This window comes from Paenarthrobacter sp. NPDC090522 (genome assembly GCF_044769225.1).
GTDB lineage: Bacteria > Actinomycetota > Actinomycetes > Actinomycetales > Micrococcaceae > Arthrobacter.
The window spans coordinates 12,865-29,804 of the sequence record NZ_JBIVXL010000013.1; the positions used below are offsets into that span (position 1 = coordinate 12,865).

Consider the following 16,940-nt stretch of genomic DNA (forward strand, 5'->3'; position numbering starts at 1 on the left):
TCGCCCCCACTAACCTTCCGGCCAGATGACCCGCTCCCCGGCAACCAAAGACATGTCCCCTAGCTCAACATCCCCGCCGGGCACGAGCCTATACGGCTGATAGAGTCCCAAGCCAAGCCCCTCGGCGTGCTCAGTAGCGATGTACACAGCGTCGGAGTCTTGCTCGCGCAGCCGCACGTCGGAAACCACCACCGCCGCACGAATGCTGTTTCGCTGGGCTGCCAGCGCCTCATAGCTTTCTGCGATGACATCGTTGGATTGCGGGTGCTCCTCCATGCTCGACTCGGTCGCGATGAATATCGGCTCACCATCAACGCCAATCGCAATGCTGAAGGGAAAGAACTCGCCGTACTTGGTCAGGCATTGCTCCGCGAATGGCAGAGCCAAATTGAGCAATTGGTCCAGATCGTCCTGCGCCGCCTGCGATACCGAATCCCGCCAAGAAGCCATTATTCCCCCAAAGTAGACACCACGGTTCGGACCACACTACCCCGGGCCCACCCCGCACCGTGGCTGATCACAAACAAAAAGCGCTCCCCCACCCAGGTGGAGAAGCGCTGGAAGTTAGTGGCCGCCGTCGTGCGTTTCAGGCTCGTCAGGCGAGTCCGGCGACGCGTGTCCACCGTGCGGACGCTTGGAACTGAGGTTGACGCCGGAGCCCTTTCCGAGGTGTTCGGCATTTTCCTTGTAGCTCATGGACAGCATGGCCGCGACCACGAGGCTCACGATGAACGCGATACCCGCGCCGGTAAAAGCGAGATCGAAGCGGGGCGTGTGCGCGCTGCCGCCGGAAGCGAAAATCAGCACGGCAATAAAGGCCAGGACAGCAAAGAATGCGGAGAAAACGAGCGGTCCCTTGACCGAGGTCCGCATCTTGCGCGGTTCTCCTGGTGTCTGGTCTGCCACGGTCATTCCTCCAATGATGGCGGGCCTGTTCGGCTCCCCGCCGGTTGCAAAAGTTCTACAACGAGTAGAACGTCCAACTACTAGTTTACGGCCTCGGGCGAAGCGCCCGGCACAGACGCCGGGGAAGCGGTCCGGGCATCGTGGCGCAAGGTCAGGCCGGACAGGATCCACAACACGCCGGTAATGATGGCCCCGCCGCCGGCAACGCCCAGCAGGGCGTGCGCGCCAAGCGAGATGAAGAACGGCAGCGCGATCGCCGTACCCACAGCGATCACCCCGGAAATGAGCCAATCCCGGGCGAGCCCGTCCCGCTTCATCACACCGCGGGTCAGTTCGGAAGCGCCCAGGACGAGCAATGCCACAATGGCCGAGAGCGCCACTCCGGCGTCCGATTGGGTCACCAGCGCGGCAACTCCTGCCAGCGCGATCACCACCGGAACAAACACAGGCAACGCGCGCCACATCCACACGGCCGCAGCGGTCGCAACGAGATAGAGGCCCGCGGCCCAGGCAAGAACCTCAACCGAGGGGCTGCTCCAGAATGCCGTGACCACCCCAAACACGAGCGCCACAGCAGCACGGATCAGCACGGGTTTCCAGGGATCGGCCACGGCGGCAGAAGGAGTCTGGGCGGAATCAGCTGGGAGAGTCACGCATACAGTTTAGTGCGAACCCAGCACCATCCACCGATCGGTTCGGGCGCGCAGCCCCAGCGTCACCCCGCGCGCCAGCATGTAGCCCAGCGCAAACGCGAGCCACAACCACACCAGCCCCGCCGCGCCGTCGGGCCTGACCACGTGGACGGCCGCCAAAAGCGGCAGGTAGACAGCAAGATTTACGACGCCGGCGATCGCCAAGTAGCGTGCGTCGCCGGCGCCGATGAGGACTCCGTCCAGGACGAATACGTAACCGGCCAGCGGCTGGCCGACCGCCAACACCCAGAGGGCGACGGTCAGTGCATGGTGCACACCGGTGTCAGACGTGAAAATGTAGCCGGCCCACGGAGCCGCCACGGCGAGGAGGACTCCTGTGATGACGCCAAACCCCAGGCCCCACCGGACCATGGTGCGGGTCAGTTCGCGGGCCCGCCCCGCATTCCTGGCACCGAGCTCCTTACCGATCAAAGCCTGGGCCGCAATGGCCAGCGCATCCAAGGCGAAGGCGAGGAAAGAGAAGATGGTCATGGCCAACTGGTGTGCGGCCAGGTTCACGGCGCCTTGTGCCGTGACCACCACAACGGTCGCCAGGATGGCCAACCGCAGGCTGAGTGTCCTGAGCATGAGCCACGAACCCACCTTGGTCATGGCCCGGATTCCGTGCCAGTCCGGCTTGAGCGAAACGCCATGGCTCCGCGCATTGCGGCTGACCATCACCAGATACACGGCGGCCATGGCCCATTGCGCAATGCTGGTACCGATCGCTGAACCGGCCACGGACAAGTGCAAGCCGTACACAAGGAACCAGTTCAGGACGATGTTGAGGGCAAATCCTGCGGTGGCCACCAGCAACGGGGTCCGGGTATCCTGCAGGCCCCTGAGGACTCCCGTGCCGGCAAAGATCAAGAGCATCGCAGCCAACCCGGGCATGGACCAACGGAGGTAATCCACGGCGAAGCCCTGCACGTCACCGCTTGCGCCCATGAAGCCAACCAGCGGCTCGGCGAAGACAAAGCCAAGGACGGCGAGGGCCACGCCCAACAGGAGCGCCAGCCACACGCCGTCGCGCCCTGCTGCCAAAGCCTTGCCAAGTTTGGCGTCGCCGATGGCGCGGGCGACTGCCGGCGTCGTCGAGTATGCCAGGAAGACCATCAACCCAACTGCGGTGTGCAGGACGGTTGACGCGAGCCCCACGCCAGCGAGCTGGTCCACACCAAGGTGCCCCACGATCGCCGAGTCGGCCAGCAGGAACAGTGGTTCGGCAATGAGCGCACCGAAGGCGGGCACGGCGAGCCGCAGAATCTCGCGAGCGTTCGAACGGGCGGGGGCGGTTGTGGTTTCAGGCACTAAACAAGGGTAGTCCGACTACTTGCGGGGTATGTTTGGGGCCGTGTCACACGAGCAACCCATCACAGTTTCCGTTGCCCGCACCATCCTCCCCGGGTACATCCGGCAGGCCAATGCCTGGGCCCATGCCGGCCAGGAACTCGCCCGCGAATGGCCGGGCTACCTGGGCTCCGGGTGGGTCCGCAATGGCGCCGGTTCCCACGAATGGCACATGCTGTACCGTTTCGCGGATGCCTCGTCCCTTCAGGATTGGGAACAATCCGAGGAGCGCCGGTGGTGGATCGACAGCGCGAGGGACATGATGGAGACCACCCGCGTGGAACGGCATACCGGCATCGAAGGCTGGTTTTCGCAGCCGGGCGACGTTTCGGTTGTCGTTCCGGAAACCGTTGTGCCGCCTCGCTGGAAGCAGGCCATCAGCATCTTCCTGCCCTTCTTCCCTTTGAGCCTCTTGGCCAACTTCCTGCTGCATCCGTTGACGCAGGAGTGGCCGCTGGTGCTGCAGGTTCTTCTGAACATCGTGATCCTGACGCCACTCATGACGTACGTCTTCCTGCCGATCACCACCCGGCTCCTGCAGCCTTGGTTGCAAGCAAAACCACGACGGCGGTAACCGTAACCTACCGCTGGGCGCTTTGGCGGCACCGAGAGAAACGTCACGAATCGTCGCGATTAGTTGACTCTTCAACTTATCTTCGGAAGGGTGGAAGCATGAACAAGTCCACCTTGACCACCACAGCCCTGACCATCCTGCGCATCATTGCAGGATTCCTCTTCGCCGCGCACGGTTGGCAAAAGTTCAACGAATTCACCATTGCCGGTACGCAAGCCTCGTTCGCCCAGATGGGAGTCCCGGGCGCGTCCGTCGTTGCCCCGATCGTCGCCACACTCGAACTCGTGGGCGGAATCACCCTCATCCTGGGCCTGCTGACGCGTGTATTCGGCGCCCTCCTTGCCGTCGACATGCTCGGCGCCCTGTTCCTGGTACATGCTCCGGCAGGCATATTCGCGGCCAACGGCGGATACGAGCTCGTTCTCCTCTTCGCAGGCGCCGCACTGGCCCTGGCTTTGGCCGGCGCCGGCCGGATCTCCGCGGACAACGCGCTCTTCGCACGCGAGGGATCCAAACTCCGCGTCCTCGCCTAAACCCCCCAACGCTCTCTCACCAAACACCCCCAAACCCCCAACGCTCTCTCACCAAACACCCCCAAACCCTCAACGCTCTCTCGCTTTCTTGAAGGGAGTGACAGAGCATCGGGAAATTGGGGTCCACAGGTGAGAGAGCGTTGGGATTTAAGGGGCGGTACGTGAGAGAGCGTTGGGATTTAAGGGGCGGTACGTGAGAGAGCGTTGGGTTATCCTTCGATGCCGGTCAGTTCGTTCGGCACGTGCTCAAGCTGCACCGACTTCCCCACCTCACCCGTTTTCAGGTCCACTGCATGAATGGTGCGGGTTGCAGGCTCGGTGACGAACGCCGTCGAACCCTGCACGAACAGCGTGGGCCGCGGGTCCTGCCATGTCTCCGACTCCTCCCAAGCGGACACCACAGGTATGGCCTTCTCCACCATGCCCGTCAGCGGATCAATGATGCGGAGGCTGCCGTCTGTGCCCAAGACCAAGGCTTCACCCGAGGGACCACGACCCAAAGACCGGAACGAATAGCTGGTTCCAAGGTCCACCAACTGCAGCTTGGCCGTCTCCGTGTTGACGAGCGAAATCCGCGTGGGACGCTCCAGCTTGGCGGCCTTGTCCACCTTGTAGTCACCCAGGATCACGGGCGATTTCTCCGAGCCCGCCTGGTTCCCCATGCGTCCATAGGCATCCGGGCTGGCAACCTTGGTGATGGCCCCATCCTTGTAGATCAGCATTCCATTGGTGCAACCCACCACCACCGCCTCGCCGGCAGCCACGGCCTCACCATGCACGCCCGGGCAGTCTTCGTTGCGGACCACTTCCTGCCGGTCCTGCCCCTTCCCCGCAGAAAGCACGGCGATTCCCGTGCGGCTTTCCTCGTTGCCCAGGGTCACGAGCAGCTTGCCGTCCTCAAGTTCCACGGCCACCCCATGATGGGCTTCCGGCGTCGAGTAAACGTCGGTGGCGGGGAGCGCATTGGCTTTGGCGAGGTCGGTGGAGGCGAAGCTTTCCACCTTGCCGGAACCGTCGCTGAACAGGACGGTTTTGCCTGCATGCCGGACCACGTGCCCGGCCTTGTTGGCCTCAAAGGCAAGCTCAGTCAACCGGGGATCGGCCGTATATGAGTGGCTATGGTCCCCATGCGGTTCGGTCCACGCACCGACGTCGAAGACCCGGAAGGCATCGCCCGTGGACACGAGCACGTGGCGACCATCCCCCGCCGGATTGACCCGGTTGAAGCCATCAAGCTGAGTCCCGGCCCCAACGGGCTCAAGCGTCTTCGCGTCAAGGGCTGCCAGGCCGCCGTCGTACGTGTACACGAGGCGGGGCGTTGGTGCGCCTGCCTCCTTGGTGGAAGCCGTACTCGGCGACGGGTTGGACGCGGCCTGGTTTGCGGGCGCTGCACACGCGCTCAGCAAAAGGGCGGAAAGCCCGACGGCGGCAAGCGCCCGGGTGGGCCGGCTGGGGCTCCGCAGGGACAGGGAAAGTGAGGGTGCTTTTTGTGACATGGCTTAAATGATATTGATTCTCATTATGAGGGCAAATCGAGTTGTCACAGTCGACGGCTGCCACTAACTGGTGGAACACGCCCGACACAAAAGGTGAGCCAGCGAATCGGCGGATTGGCGCGTCTGGCCCACGCGACAACAGGGCAGCGACTTACGCACGTAACAGAAACATGGCGCCAGTAAACTGCCAGCATGAGCGAGTCCCCCGCGAATTCAGTGACCCTCCGCTTCCTCGCAGCCCCCATGGACGTGGGCCACAGCGGTTCCGTCGATGCCGGCACGGTGCTGGAATGGGTGGACAAAGCCGCTTACGCCGCGGCTGTGGGCTGGGCAAAGTCCTACTGCGTCACGGCATACGTGGGCAACATCCATTTCGCGGATCCCGTGAACAGCGGAGACATGGTTGAGGTCACCTCCACCATCGTCTACACGGGCCGTTCATCGATGCACATCCATACAGTGGTGAGTTCCCGCGACCCCAAGGGTGGGCCGGAGACCATGCACAGCCAATGCATGGTGATCTTCGTAGCTGTCGGATCGGACGGGAAGCCCATCCCTGTTCCCCAATTCGAGCCCTCCTCTCCGGAAGAGGTGGAGGCCCGTGAACATGCACTCGCGCGCATTGAAGTGCGCGAGCAGATCGTCAACGCCATGAACGCTCAGGAATATACCGACGCCGGCACCGCCGAGCGCGTCACGCTGCGTTTCATGGCGTCCCCCACGGACGTCAACTGGGGCGGCAAGGTCCACGGCGGCATCGTGATGAAGTGGATCGATGAAGCGGCCTACGTCTGCGCCTCCCGCTATTGCGGCAAGGACACAGTGGCAGTGTTCTCCGGCGGTGTCCGCTTCTACCGGCCTCTACTGATCGGCCACGTGGTGGAGGTGGAAGCCCGCCTCGTCTACACGGGTGCCAAAGGTATGCACATCGCCGTACATGTCCGGTCCGGCGACCCGAAAACGCGTGAAATGAACCTGACCACCTACTGCCTCACCGTAATGGTTGCCCGTGACGAGACCGGGACGGCGGTTCCCATCCCTGCCTGGGTGCCGGTGTCCGATGAGGACAAGCAGCTTCACGCACACGCCCGGGAGCTCCTTGAGATTCGCGGACGTGCGCCTGGAAACAGGCTGCCAGACCACCTGTTGAAGGCCGCCGGCCACTGATCCTGCCGGCTTTGCCGGAAATCTTCCCAGTTCTCCAACACGATCCGCGCATGCGCTCCACATTGACTATGCAGGAAAGCAGCACCATGCAGTCGGAGAGCGGGCATTGCATAACCACACAATCGATCGCGTCCTGGGATACGTGGCCAAGGGCTTGGGTGTCAGGATCGTGGGCGCCCCCGGGAGCGGCAAGTCCACTCTCGTAAGGTCCCTGGTTGCCCGGCTTGAGGAAGACGGTGTTGAAGTCTTCGCCATGTTCGGCACACCCGCGCTGGCCGCCGTGCCCTTCGCCGGCGTCTCGTCCCTGGGACTCGACTTCAATTCCCGGACCATCGGAATCCTCGGTGTCTCGGACTACCTTTCGGCCCAGTTTGCCCGGACCGGGGCCCGCGTGATGGTGATCGACGACGTCGGCAACCTTGACCGGGAATCACTGGCCGTAGTGAACATTCTGCGGTCCCGCGCCAACGTGCCTCTGGTCATCACCGTGAATGACAATCCTCTCCATCCCACAGCACCTGCCGGCCTGTTGGCCTGTCTTCCCGAAGCATCAGTGGCTCTCCCCGCGCTCGGATTTGGACAGATCAACAAGCTCATCGCGAAGATTCTCGGGGCTCCGGCTGAGGTGGATGTCGCGGCCCATGTCCTCACCAAGTCGGGCGGTAATTTGCGTCTGGCCGTTCGTCTCGTAGAAAGCTCCGTCCTCAGTGGAGGCCTGTTGCTCAAGAACGGCCGCTGGTCCATGCCCGGTGCCGGTTTGATGAATGAACACCTGTACGGCGCGCTCGAAGCCCTGCTTCAGGGCCTGCGGACCCACCAGCTCCGCGCACTCCACAAGATGTCGTTGCTCGGACCCACACCCGTCAGCCAACTCGTAGCAACGGTGGGCGAAGATGCCTTGGACGATCTGGAGGTTGGCGGACTGATTTCGGTGGTCAGCAGCCCGGACGGCACTCCTGTGGCCACAGTCTTCCCGCCCCTGCTGGACGACTACCTCGCAGCACGCGCCGTTGGGTCCAGGAGGGTTCTTCAAAGCACCCTGACGGGAAGAGTTGGCAGCCACGCCCTTGCCGAGGCACCCACCAACCGCCTGCCCGCCGCAGTGGCCGCCATCCGCGAGGAAATGAACGGTAACCATGCGGCCACGAACCGCTATTTCCAGCAGCGCTCCGAGGCCATGGAGAGAGACCACTTCTCAGCATGGGAGCACCAACGGAACCTGGCCAACGCGGTGCCGCTTCTGGCCTGCTACTGGGGAGCGCCGGTGGATCCAGAACGGGTCCAGGAAGTCTTCAGCCGGACCGACATGGAGTCCGGCACGGCGGGGGAGCTGTTTTTCTTCACCATGACCCAGGCCTGGTGGATGTACACCGCGAGGGGCGACCTCAAAGGAGGCGTAGCACTTCTCCGCACCACGGCGTCCAGGGAGCCCCGCCTGCGCCCGGAAGCCGAAGCATTCATCAGCTTCCTCGAGGCATCGTGCGCCGCAGACGGCAAGGTGACCATCCCCGATCCGGAACCAGGACCGCCAGGGGGCGCCTTTGCCATCATCAAAGGAATCCTGGAGCTGTACAGCCTCAAACCTGGGGCAGCCCTGACCAGCATCGCTGCGGGCGACATGCCGGACGAACTCCAACGCTTCGAAACCTTCATACGCGGGTTGGCCCTGTTCGCGAGCGGACGTGTCGAGGAGTCCCTGATCCTGGCGCTTGCCTCGCGACAGAAGGCGATGCAGGAGATCGACCAATTCACCCTGGTGAGCCAGAGCTACCTCGCTGCCCTGTCCCTGCAGAACTACGGCTTGTTCGACGAAGCCGAGTATCTGATGGGGCGGTCCTTTTCCTTCGGCACACCCAGCCCCCTCCTGAATTCCTTGCACGGCGCCATGCTGCGTTTGTCCTCCTTACGCGCTGGGGATGGCGGCGGCACCGCGGGCACCCCGGCAAAAGCCCCCGACGTCGGCCCCCTCCCCGGAGTGGGTACGGGCCTGCTGGACCTGGCCGCCAGCCGTCCCGTCAGCGCGAAGTCCTTCGACCAGCTGGCCAGTCGTGTCGTGTCGAAGGCCTTGGCCCGCGGGTTCGTCTTCGAAGCCGTGCACACCGGCATTTTCGCCTTGGGGCTGCTGGCCGGCCCCCGGGTCCGGGACCTGCTCAAGGGCATCCTGCGAGAACGGGGACTGGCCGTCCATGACCAACTCCTTGCCGCCGCAGATGCTGCCATTGAAGGCGACGTGGCGCGGCTCCGGCACGTGCTGGACACCTACGTACCGGATGCAGACACGTACCACATCTGCATGCTTCTGCGCGGGGCCGGTCAACGGTGGCAGCTGAGCGGAGAACCGGATATGGCACGCGAACTCGCCCGGGCTGCCAAGGATTTCAGCGCCCGGTTCCGGCCAACCGGTACCCTCTTCGACTTCTGCTCAGAAGCACCAGGTTCTTCCCTCACAGTGCGGGAGATCGAGGTGGCGATGGTCGCGGGCCAGCAAAGCAACCAGGACATCGCCGAGCACTTGGGGATCAGCATCCGCACGGTGGAAAGCCACATCTCCAATGCTTTACGCAAAACGGACTCCACAACACGGAAGCAACTCGCGGACCTGGTTCAGGGGATCCCGGAGGAGTCCCGTGTGGGTGCTGTGGGAGGTTTCCCGGATCAAGAGACAAACCGGCTCAACGCCGTACTGGAAGGTTAAGGACAGCCATGACAAACCCTGTTGAATCCCACTGGGCGAATTTCCGTTCCCAGAAACTGAGCAAGGCCACCCAGGGCTCGCGCCTTCGGGTCATCAGCAATAACCGTCAGTTCACGTCGCTGGTGCATTGGGCCACGGTCTCGCTGCAGTCCAGGATGCCGGGAAGCGTGGTGGTGGCAGACGGCGCCATGCCGGACCTGGAAGGAAGCGTCAGCGATTTAGTGCAGGCCGGCAAACGGGTGCTCGTTTACGGCGGCGTCCTGCACAGTTCACGCGTCTTGGGCCTCATGAATCTGGGCGTGCGCGGCTACGTGCCCGAGACGGCAACGCTCCAGGTGCTGCTCAGTGCGGTCAAAAGCATTTCCGACGACGGCACGCACCTGCCGTTTGACCCCGACTCCGGCCGTGAATGCATCGCTTTGACGGCGGCTGAGGAAATTGCCGCGGACGCCTACCTTCTGGACGCCCAGGAGCTCCCGCGCATGGAGGTGGCAAGACGGCTGGGCATCGCCGATGCCACCCTGCGGAACCACCTCGCATCGGTTCGACGCAAGTTGGGGATAGGCCCGCGGACCAGCCGGGCAGCGGTGAGCCGCCGGTACCGCGCCACCCTGCGGTGAGCACGCGGCTTGAAGCAATTGCCCGGCACCGACACCGGTTTTCTCCGTGGCCAAGGCATCCCGGCTCAGTGTTTACTGCCGGCCTCCTCAGTGGTGCCATGCCTCAGCGGGCTACCACCGTCCAACGGCGTGCCACTGGTTGTCCGTGATGCTGTAGCCAATGTCTTGGAGGGCCTTGGCCAGCTCTCCCCTGGTGACGCAACGCAGACCGGCGTCCGTCAGCTTCTTCCGTCCACGTGCCAGATGTCCGCGCACCGTGGTGGTCCTGAGACCCAAGGCTTGGGCCAAGGCCGATGCGGTGAGCGCACGTCGGCGGGCATAGAGCTCCAGTACTTGGATTTCCCTGTCCGTCAGTTCCTTGCCGACGCTGGGCTGGGGAACCAGGGGCCGGGTTGATCCAAGAACCACGGCTTCAATCAGGCGGGGAATCTCCGCCGCCGTGCTGTCCGGGTCGAGGATGGCGACGGCTCCTTCAGCGGACAGCGCTGCCCGTTGGGAGGGGGTCACCTGGCCAAGCACCAAGCAGCGGCGTCCGGCAGCAGTCAGGGACCGCACTTTGAGCGGCAGCGGAACGAGGTCATCCGCATACGCGTCCAGGACCACCCACAGGGCGGCTTCGAGGGGATCCTGCAGGAGCAGCGAGGACCAGGACGTGTGGATTCCGCCCAACGTGACGGTGGTGGCACGCCTCTTCCACTCCCAGGCAACTGCGCTTGCCAGGATGGGGTTTCTGTGGACGAAGTCGACGTCGGGACGCTCGGCCGGCTCTGCGTCGGGTCCCGGTGAAGGTGAATCAGAGGACGGGTTTTCAGCGATGGGGGAAGGTGGGCGTTGAACTGGCACCCGGACAAACTAGCCTTCGCCTCAACGCTCCTCAGTGGCGGTGAGCGCACTCTCTCAGTGGTGGGCCAACAGTTTGGCCAGGCTATCCCACCAGGTTTTCTGCAGCACCGTCCATGTGCGAGATGATCGTTTCGCGTGCCTTCGCAGCGTTGCCCGTCTCGATCGCCGCAACGATGTCATAGTGCCTGCCAACACTCATGTTCCCCGTGGCCCGTTCCACCCCGGCGAACATGATGGACATGCGGATGGAGCCTTCCAAAGACTCCCACTGGTGCAGCAGGGTCTCGTTGCCGGAGAGGCGGCACAGCGTGCGGTGGAATTCAAGGTCAGCCTCGATCTGCTCTTCCAAGGAGGATTCACTCGCCTTGCCCATGGCCTCCACGGCCTCTCGCAGTTCCCTGAGGGCCGCTTCCTTGTCAGGCATGTCGCTGAGCGTGCGGGCGGCCAGCGATTCGAGGACCCCCCGGACGGAAAAGATGTCCCGGATCTCCTTCACGTCCAGGTGGCGGACGGAAAGGCGTCCGCGTGCTCCGGCGGAAACCAGGCCTTCCTGTTCAAGCTGGCGGAGGGCTTCGCGAAGTGTTCCCCGGCTGATCTGGAGCATGTCGGACAGCTCGGTCTCCACAAGATGCCGCCCGGGTTCCAGCTCGCCGCTGGTAATGGCACCCCTTAGAGCGATGAGTGCCTGCTCGCGAAGGCTCTTCTTCTCCAATCCCAGGAGGGATGCGCCAAGGGCCATGATCTTTCCTCAATATCTTCGGGCAACAGCCGACAGTCCGGTGTTAACTGTCGATACTACGGGCAGGGGCGCGGTCCCGGCAGTATCGCCGGTTCCGCGCCCCGTGCTTGTGACTTTCGCGGTCAGGCGAGTTCCGCCAGGACCTTGGCGACGATGCGGTCCACGGAGAGACCGTAACGTTCATGGAGTGTTGGCAGCGCACCGGCGTCGAGGAACTGGTCCGGGAGCGCGATGGGTACCACGCGCTTGCCGAGGCCGGCGCTTACGACGGCGGAGGCAACAGTTTCGAACAGACCGCCAACTACTGTGTGGTTCTCCAGGGTGACGGCGAGCCGGTCGGTGTTGAGTTCGGCCAGCACGGTGGCGGAGTCGAAGGGCTTGATGGTGGGGGTGTGCACCACGGCCACGTCCACGTTGTGCTTGGCCAAGGCGTCTGCCGCCTGCAGGGCGCGCATGGTCATCAGCCCGGAGGAGACAAACACCACGTCGTTGCCGCCGCGCAGGACTTTGGCTTTGCCGAGTTCGAACGTGTAGTCGTACTCGTCCAGCACCGTAGGCACGTTCCCACGCAGCAAGCGCAGGTACGTGGGTCCATCGGATGCGGCCAGTTGGGGAACGGCCTGCTCAATGTCCACGGAGTCGCAGGGGTCCACGATGGTCAGGTTGGGCATGCCGCGGAAGATCGCCATGTCCTCGGTGGCCTGGTGGCTGGGACCGTAGCCGGTGGTGAGACCGGGAAGGCCGCCCACGATGTTGACGTTGAGGTTCGGCTCGGCGATGTCCAGGCACAGGAAGTCGTAGGCACGTCGAGCGGCGAACACGGAGTAGGTGGAGGCGAACGGGACCAAGCCGGTCTCGGCCATGCCGGCAGCAGCACCGAAGAGCAGTTGCTCGGCCATGCCCATCTGGAAGAACCGTTCCGGGAAGGCCTTGGCAAAGATATGCATGTCCGTGTACTTGCCCAGGTCCGCGGTCAAGCCAACGATCTTGGGATTGGCCGCGGCCGCGGCCACCAAGGCGTGTCCGAACGGTGCGGAGGTGGTCTTCTGGCCGGGATCCGCGAACGAGGCGATCATCGCCGAGGTCTTCAGCTTTGGCTTCCCAGCCGAAGCCGAACCGCCCGCGGCCGGGCCTGCCGCCGTCGTGGTTGTTGTCACTGAGCTCATGCCGTGGCCGTCCCTTCGTATCCAGCGGTCAGCTGCTCACGGCAGATCTGCCATTCGTGTTCTTCGATGCGCATGAAGTGCGCTTTCTCGCGGGCCTCCAGCAACGGCACCCCGCGTCCCACTTTCGTGTCGCACAGGATCACCGACGGCTGGCCGGAAGCGCCCGAAGCAGCCCGGCGCCCGGCGATGTTGTCGAACGCAGCCAGCAACGCTCCGACGTCGTTCCCGTCCACCCGCTGGGTGTACCAGCCGAACGATTCCCACTTCTCCGTCACCGGTTCGGTGCGCAGCACCGTGTTCGTGGCGCCGTCGGCCTGGAGGGCGTTGATGTCCACCATCGCCGTCAGGTTTCCGAGCTGGTGGTGGTGCGCGCCCATGGCTGCCTCCCACGTGGAACCTTCGTCGAGTTCACCGTCGGAGAGGAAATTGATGACCCGGGAAGCAGAACCCTGCGCCCGCAACCCGAGGGCCATACCCACGGCGATCGTCAGGCCGTGGCCCAGCGAACCGCCGGAAATTTCCATGCCCGGGGTGTAGGTGGACATGCCGGACATCGGAAGGCGGGAATCATCCGAGCCGTAGGTCTCAAGCTCGGCCACTGGCACAATGCCGGCCTCGGCCAACGCCGCGTAGTGGCCGATCGCGTAGTGGCCCGTAGAGAGCAGGAACCGGTCCCGGCCTTCCCAATGCGGGTCCTCGGCCCGGAAGCTGAGTTGGTCGGAGTAGACAGAAGCGAGCATGTCCGCTGCGCCCAAGGCCTGGCCGACGTATCCCTGGCCCTGCACCTCGCCCATGTTCAAGGCGTGGTGGCGGATTCGGTAGGCGGCGGCGCTGATGCGGTCCACGCGTTCCGCAGCGGGGGCGGCCGTTTCGACTGGAGTGAGAGTCATTGGTTTCCTTCCGGAGACGGGCGCGGTCCGATGGGGAGAGCGCGCCCGACGTCGTGTGGGTGCTTAGGCGGATACCGAATGGGGCGTGTTGTTGGCAGCTTCTTCGGCGAGCTGACGCTCGCGCTTGCCCCAGGTTTCCTTGGTGACGACAGCAGCCCAGAGGCCGATCGCACCGTAGATGCTGAACAGGGCGGCCGGGCCCACCCATCCGAAGCTGACGAACAGCAGGGTGGTGATGAACGGCGTGAAGCCGGAAACCATGGCGGAGATCTGGTAGGCGAGCGAGGCTCCCGAGGACCGGGTCTTGGCCTGGAACAGCTCTGGGAACCAAGCACCCTGGGCGCCGGCGAGGGAGTTCTGGCACACAGCATAGGCGATCACGATGGTGGCGATGATGAAGATGAACAGGCCGGTGTTGACCAGGAGGAACATCGGGATGCCGAAGACCACTGCGAAGGCGGTGGACCAGATGTAGACCGGACGGCGGCCTACCTTGTCCGTCAGCTTGCCCCAGGCGTAGGTGGCGAAGATACCAATGGCGGCGGCGATGCAGAGGGCAACCAGGGTCTGGGTCTTGTCGGCGAGCTTGGTGCTGTGCAGGTAGGAAATCATGTACGTCACGGAGACTGCGTAGCCGGCGGTTTCGGCGATGCGGAGGCCGATGCCGCGGACGATGTTGCGCCAGTCGGTCTTGATGACTTCGACGATCGGGGACTTGACGATGTCACCCTTGGTCTTGACGTCCTCGAACACCGGGGATTCAGGCACCTTGGAGCGGATGATCAGGCCAACGGCCACCAGGACAATGCTGGCCAGGAACGGAACGCGCCACGCCCACTCGCTGCCCAGGCCGACGCTGCTCAGGAAGACGAGGTTGGCAAGCAGCAGTCCCACGGGGAAGCCGGCCTGCACAATGCCAGTGAATTGCCCCTTCTTGCGCCACGGTGCGTGTTCGTAGCTCATGAGGATCGCGCCACCCCACTCCGCACCGAAGGCCAGGCCCTGGATAACGCGGACGATCACCAGGAGTGCCGGCGCCAGGAGGCCCACCTGCTGGTAGGTGGGAAGCAGGCCGATGGCGAACGTCGCCAGGCCCATGAGGATCAGGGAGGCAACCAGGACGGGCTTGCGGCCGAGCTTGTCGCCAAGGTGGCCGCCGATGATGCCGCCGAGCGGGCGGGCAGCGAAGCCGACGCCGAGGGTCGCGAACGAGGCCAACGTACCAGTCACCGGGTCGGCGCCCGGGAAGAACGCCGTACCGAAGTACAGTGCGGCAGCGGTGCCGAAACCGATGAAGTCGTAGGTTTCAATGACTGCGCCAACGCCGGATCCTACGGCGACGCGCTTAGCTTCTTTGGTTCCGTGAACCGGACCACGCATGGTCAGAGCTTCATTGCTCATTGCTTATTTCCCTTTCGAAGAGTGGGGTGCTTCTCCGCAACCTCACTGTCGACAGTCAACATAATACGTCAACTGTGACCGACACCACCAGCATTGTCAACAGTCAACTCCAAAGGTTGACTGTTGACAGTTAACGACTGTAACGTGGTTTGCATCACTACAGGCCCTCTCCGGCGAGGACCGCACGACTTGAGGATCAACGACGATGTTCCATCACCGACTTGGCTGTTCTTCGATCAGCTTCCGCCACCAGGACTTGGCAACAGCCTTGGAGACCATGGGCGGCCTGGGGTTTGAGGAAATTGACCTCGGGGCACTCCCCGGCGTCTGCGACCATGTTCCCTACGTCCTGGACGCCGAGGCTGTCGAGGCGGTTGCCGCCGTCGTCAATAACTCGGGAATGCGCGTCCGCTCGGTCAACGGCGACGTCGGGGACCTGAACGCAACGCTCGACGCCGACGCCTCGCGAAAGCGCGAACGTCACCTCGAGATGCTGCTCAGCCTCGCGGCAAAGACCGGCGCGAAAGCGTTGGTTCTCCCCTGCGGTGCGATCGACCACGAGCCCGTCAGGAGCCTCGAGGAAGACATCGAAACCGTCGCTGCGCAGTTGATCCACGCGGCCGACCGGGCTGCGGAATTTGGAGTGGAGTTGTGGACGGAGTCCCTCCACTACTACCGGCTTTGCTGGAACACCGAACGTGCGCAGCTGCTCGCAGACCGCCTGGCCGGTTCCGACGTCGGAATCGTCATGGACTTCAGCCACATCGTTGCCTCCGGCGGCGATCCCGTTGACTTCGTTGACCGGTTCGGCGGGCGCATCAAACACGTCCACCTGCGGGACGCCGTTCCCGCAACCGAAACCGGGCCCGGGAACATCAACCTCAGCATCGGCAACGGCCAGGCGGACTTCGCCGGCGGCCTCTCCAAGCTCCGGGATGCCGGCTACACCGGCCACTTCTCGCTGGAGCTTGAAACCCGCGACGTCACGCACGACGAGCGCCCGGCTGCCACCGCCAAGGCCGGCAGCTTCATCTCAGACCTCATCTAGTACCCCTTCAAACCACCCAAGGAGCATCATGTCCACCATCCAGCGCACCGCCGTCCTCACCGGAGCAACCTCCGAGCGCGGCATCGGCCTCACCACCGCCCGCCGCTACGCAGCCCAGGGCTGGGGCATCGCCATTCTGGACCTCGACGGCGAGAAGTCCGCCAAGGTTGCCGCCGAGATCGCCAACGAGTTCAACGTCCCCGCCTTTGGCTACGAGATCAACGTGGCCGACGAAGCTTCCGTCACCAAGGCACAGGCCGCCGTTGCCGCTGAAGTTGCCGCCGGAAACCTGCCGGTTGTGGGCGCCCTGGCGAACATCGCCGGCATCACCTCCCCCGTCCCGTTCCTGGAAACCACGCTTGAGCTGTGGCACAAGGTCATGGACGTCAACGCCACCGGCACGTACCTGGTCACCAAGGCCTTCCTGCCGGACATGATCGCCAACGGCTGGGGCCGCATCGTCAACATGTCCTCCGTCTCGGCCCAGCGTGGCGGCGGCGTCTTCGGCAAGGTTCCCTACTCCGCAGCCAAGGCCGCGATCCTCGGCTTCACCAAGGCCCTGGCCCGTGAAATCGGCGAAACCGGCGTGACGGTCAACGCCATCACCCCCGGCGCCGTGGACACCAACATCCGGGTCGGCAGCACCCAGGAGCAGGAAGACGCCATCAACGCAGGTATCCCGCTGGGCCGCAACGCCACCACCGAAGAAGTTGCCGCAGTCATCACCTTCCTCTCCTCCGAGGACTCCGCTTACCTCACCGGCACCACCATCGACATCAACGGCGGCAGCCACATCCACTAGTCCGCACTCCCCTCGCCC

17 protein-coding genes are annotated in these 16,940 nt (G+C 63.9%); 7 read left to right on the forward strand and 10 right to left on the reverse strand.

Annotation, left to right across the window (positions count from 1 at the left end):
* Positions 1–9: 9 nt before the first annotated feature.
* The 4 genes from ACIQT2_RS16490 to ACIQT2_RS16505 form a co-directional block, all read right to left on the reverse strand.
* Positions 10–450 (reverse strand): hypothetical protein, encoded by a 441-nt coding sequence (locus ACIQT2_RS16490; protein WP_402948514.1) that lies wholly within the window; start codon positions 448–450, stop codon positions 10–12.
* Between the two features lie 114 nt (positions 451–564).
* On the reverse strand, positions 565–912 hold the full coding sequence (locus ACIQT2_RS16495; protein ID WP_402948517.1) for a hypothetical protein: 348 nt from the start codon (positions 910–912) through the stop codon (positions 565–567).
* A 74-nt stretch (positions 913–986) separates the two neighbouring features.
* Positions 987–1,559, reverse strand: a complete 573-nt coding sequence (locus ACIQT2_RS16500; RefSeq protein ID WP_397324114.1) for a hypothetical protein — start codon at positions 1,557–1,559, stop codon at positions 987–989.
* A gap of 9 nt (positions 1,560–1,568) precedes the next feature.
* Positions 1,569–2,909 (reverse strand): MATE family efflux transporter, encoded by a 1,341-nt coding sequence (locus ACIQT2_RS16505; protein WP_402948519.1) that lies wholly within the window; start codon positions 2,907–2,909, stop codon positions 1,569–1,571.
* A 43-nt stretch (positions 2,910–2,952) separates the two neighbouring features.
* On the opposite strand from ACIQT2_RS16505, the gene ACIQT2_RS16510 reads away from it, so the two are divergent.
* A complete protein-coding gene (locus ACIQT2_RS16510; protein ID WP_402948521.1) occupies positions 2,953–3,522 on the forward strand; it encodes an antibiotic biosynthesis monooxygenase in 570 nt (189 codons plus the stop codon).
* A 98-nt stretch (positions 3,523–3,620) separates the two neighbouring features.
* Complete coding sequence (locus tag ACIQT2_RS16515; RefSeq protein WP_402948524.1) at positions 3,621–4,055, forward strand: DoxX family protein; 435 nt, start codon at positions 3,621–3,623, stop codon at positions 4,053–4,055.
* Positions 4,056–4,264: 209 nt separating this feature from the next.
* Here ACIQT2_RS16515 and aztD read toward each other — a convergent pair whose 3' ends face one another.
* Positions 4,265–5,551, reverse strand: coding sequence for a zinc metallochaperone AztD (gene aztD / locus ACIQT2_RS16520; RefSeq protein ID WP_402948527.1), 1,287 nt, complete (start codon positions 5,549–5,551; stop codon positions 4,265–4,267).
* 192 nt (positions 5,552–5,743) lie between these two features.
* Between aztD and ACIQT2_RS16525 the strand changes: the two genes are divergently transcribed.
* The 3 genes from ACIQT2_RS16525 (at position 5,744) to ACIQT2_RS16535 (ending at position 10,033) form a co-directional block, all read left to right on the forward strand.
* On the forward strand, positions 5,744–6,718 hold the full coding sequence (locus ACIQT2_RS16525; RefSeq protein WP_402948529.1) for an acyl-CoA thioesterase: 975 nt from the start codon (positions 5,744–5,746) through the stop codon (positions 6,716–6,718).
* A 106-nt stretch (positions 6,719–6,824) separates the two neighbouring features.
* Positions 6,825–9,413, forward strand: a complete 2,589-nt coding sequence (locus tag ACIQT2_RS16530; RefSeq protein WP_402948532.1) for a LuxR C-terminal-related transcriptional regulator — start codon at positions 6,825–6,827, stop codon at positions 9,411–9,413.
* A gap of 8 nt (positions 9,414–9,421) precedes the next feature.
* Complete coding sequence (locus ACIQT2_RS16535) at positions 9,422–10,033, forward strand: hypothetical protein (protein WP_397324122.1); 612 nt, start codon at positions 9,422–9,424, stop codon at positions 10,031–10,033.
* A 111-nt stretch (positions 10,034–10,144) separates the two neighbouring features.
* On the opposite strand, the gene ACIQT2_RS16540 is transcribed toward ACIQT2_RS16535, so the two are convergent.
* The 5 genes from ACIQT2_RS16540 to ACIQT2_RS16560 all read right to left on the reverse strand — a co-directional run bounded on the left by ACIQT2_RS16540 (position 10,145) and on the right by ACIQT2_RS16560 (position 15,072).
* On the reverse strand, positions 10,145–10,876 hold the full coding sequence (locus tag ACIQT2_RS16540) for a hypothetical protein (RefSeq protein WP_397324123.1): 732 nt from the start codon (positions 10,874–10,876) through the stop codon (positions 10,145–10,147).
* An 82-nt stretch (positions 10,877–10,958) separates the two neighbouring features.
* Complete coding sequence (locus tag ACIQT2_RS16545; RefSeq protein WP_400335019.1) at positions 10,959–11,615, reverse strand: GntR family transcriptional regulator; 657 nt, start codon at positions 11,613–11,615, stop codon at positions 10,959–10,961.
* A 122-nt stretch (positions 11,616–11,737) separates the two neighbouring features.
* On the reverse strand, positions 11,738–12,772 hold the full coding sequence (locus ACIQT2_RS16550; protein ID WP_402948724.1) for a transketolase family protein: 1,035 nt from the start codon (positions 12,770–12,772) through the stop codon (positions 11,738–11,740).
* Positions 12,773–12,777: 5 nt separating this feature from the next.
* Positions 12,778–13,671: a transketolase gene (locus tag ACIQT2_RS16555; protein ID WP_397324126.1), complete on the reverse strand. Its 894-nt coding sequence runs from the start codon at positions 13,669–13,671 to the stop codon at positions 12,778–12,780.
* A 63-nt stretch (positions 13,672–13,734) separates the two neighbouring features.
* On the reverse strand, positions 13,735–15,072 hold the full coding sequence (locus ACIQT2_RS16560; protein ID WP_397324127.1) for an MFS transporter: 1,338 nt from the start codon (positions 15,070–15,072) through the stop codon (positions 13,735–13,737).
* 205 nt (positions 15,073–15,277) lie between these two features.
* Between ACIQT2_RS16560 and ACIQT2_RS16565 the strand changes: the two genes are divergently transcribed.
* Both ACIQT2_RS16565 and ACIQT2_RS16570 read left to right on the forward strand, forming a co-directional pair.
* Complete coding sequence (locus ACIQT2_RS16565) at positions 15,278–16,120, forward strand: sugar phosphate isomerase/epimerase family protein (RefSeq protein WP_402948536.1); 843 nt, start codon at positions 15,278–15,280, stop codon at positions 16,118–16,120.
* A 28-nt stretch (positions 16,121–16,148) separates the two neighbouring features.
* Positions 16,149–16,922: an SDR family NAD(P)-dependent oxidoreductase gene (locus tag ACIQT2_RS16570; RefSeq protein ID WP_397324129.1), complete on the forward strand. Its 774-nt coding sequence runs from the start codon at positions 16,149–16,151 to the stop codon at positions 16,920–16,922.
* The last annotated feature ends 18 nt before the right edge of the window (positions 16,923–16,940 follow it).

Coding starts and splice junctions, on each gene's coding strand:
- ACIQT2_RS16490 (WP_402948514.1), bottom strand. CDS start 450: ATGGCTTCTTGGCGGGATTCGGTATCGCAGGCGGCGCAGGACGATCTG.
- ACIQT2_RS16495 (WP_402948517.1), bottom strand. CDS start 912: ATGACCGTGGCAGACCAGACACCAGGAGAACCGCGCAAGATGCGGACC.
- ACIQT2_RS16515 (WP_402948524.1), top strand. CDS start 3,621: ATGAACAAGTCCACCTTGACCACCACAGCCCTGACCATCCTGCGCATC.
- aztD (WP_402948527.1), bottom strand. CDS start 5,551: ATGTCACAAAAAGCACCCTCACTTTCCCTGTCCCTGCGGAGCCCCAGC.
- ACIQT2_RS16525 (WP_402948529.1), top strand. CDS start 5,744: ATGAGCGAGTCCCCCGCGAATTCAGTGACCCTCCGCTTCCTCGCAGCC.
- ACIQT2_RS16535 (WP_397324122.1), top strand. CDS start 9,422: ATGACAAACCCTGTTGAATCCCACTGGGCGAATTTCCGTTCCCAGAAA.
- ACIQT2_RS16545 (WP_400335019.1), bottom strand. CDS start 11,615: ATGGCCCTTGGCGCATCCCTCCTGGGATTGGAGAAGAAGAGCCTTCGC.
- ACIQT2_RS16555 (WP_397324126.1), bottom strand. CDS start 13,671: ATGACTCTCACTCCAGTCGAAACGGCCGCCCCCGCTGCGGAACGCGTG.
- ACIQT2_RS16560 (WP_397324127.1), bottom strand. CDS start 15,072: ATGAGCAATGAAGCTCTGACCATGCGTGGTCCGGTTCACGGAACCAAA.
- ACIQT2_RS16565 (WP_402948536.1), top strand. CDS start 15,278: ATGTTCCATCACCGACTTGGCTGTTCTTCGATCAGCTTCCGCCACCAG.
- ACIQT2_RS16570 (WP_397324129.1), top strand. CDS start 16,149: ATGTCCACCATCCAGCGCACCGCCGTCCTCACCGGAGCAACCTCCGAG.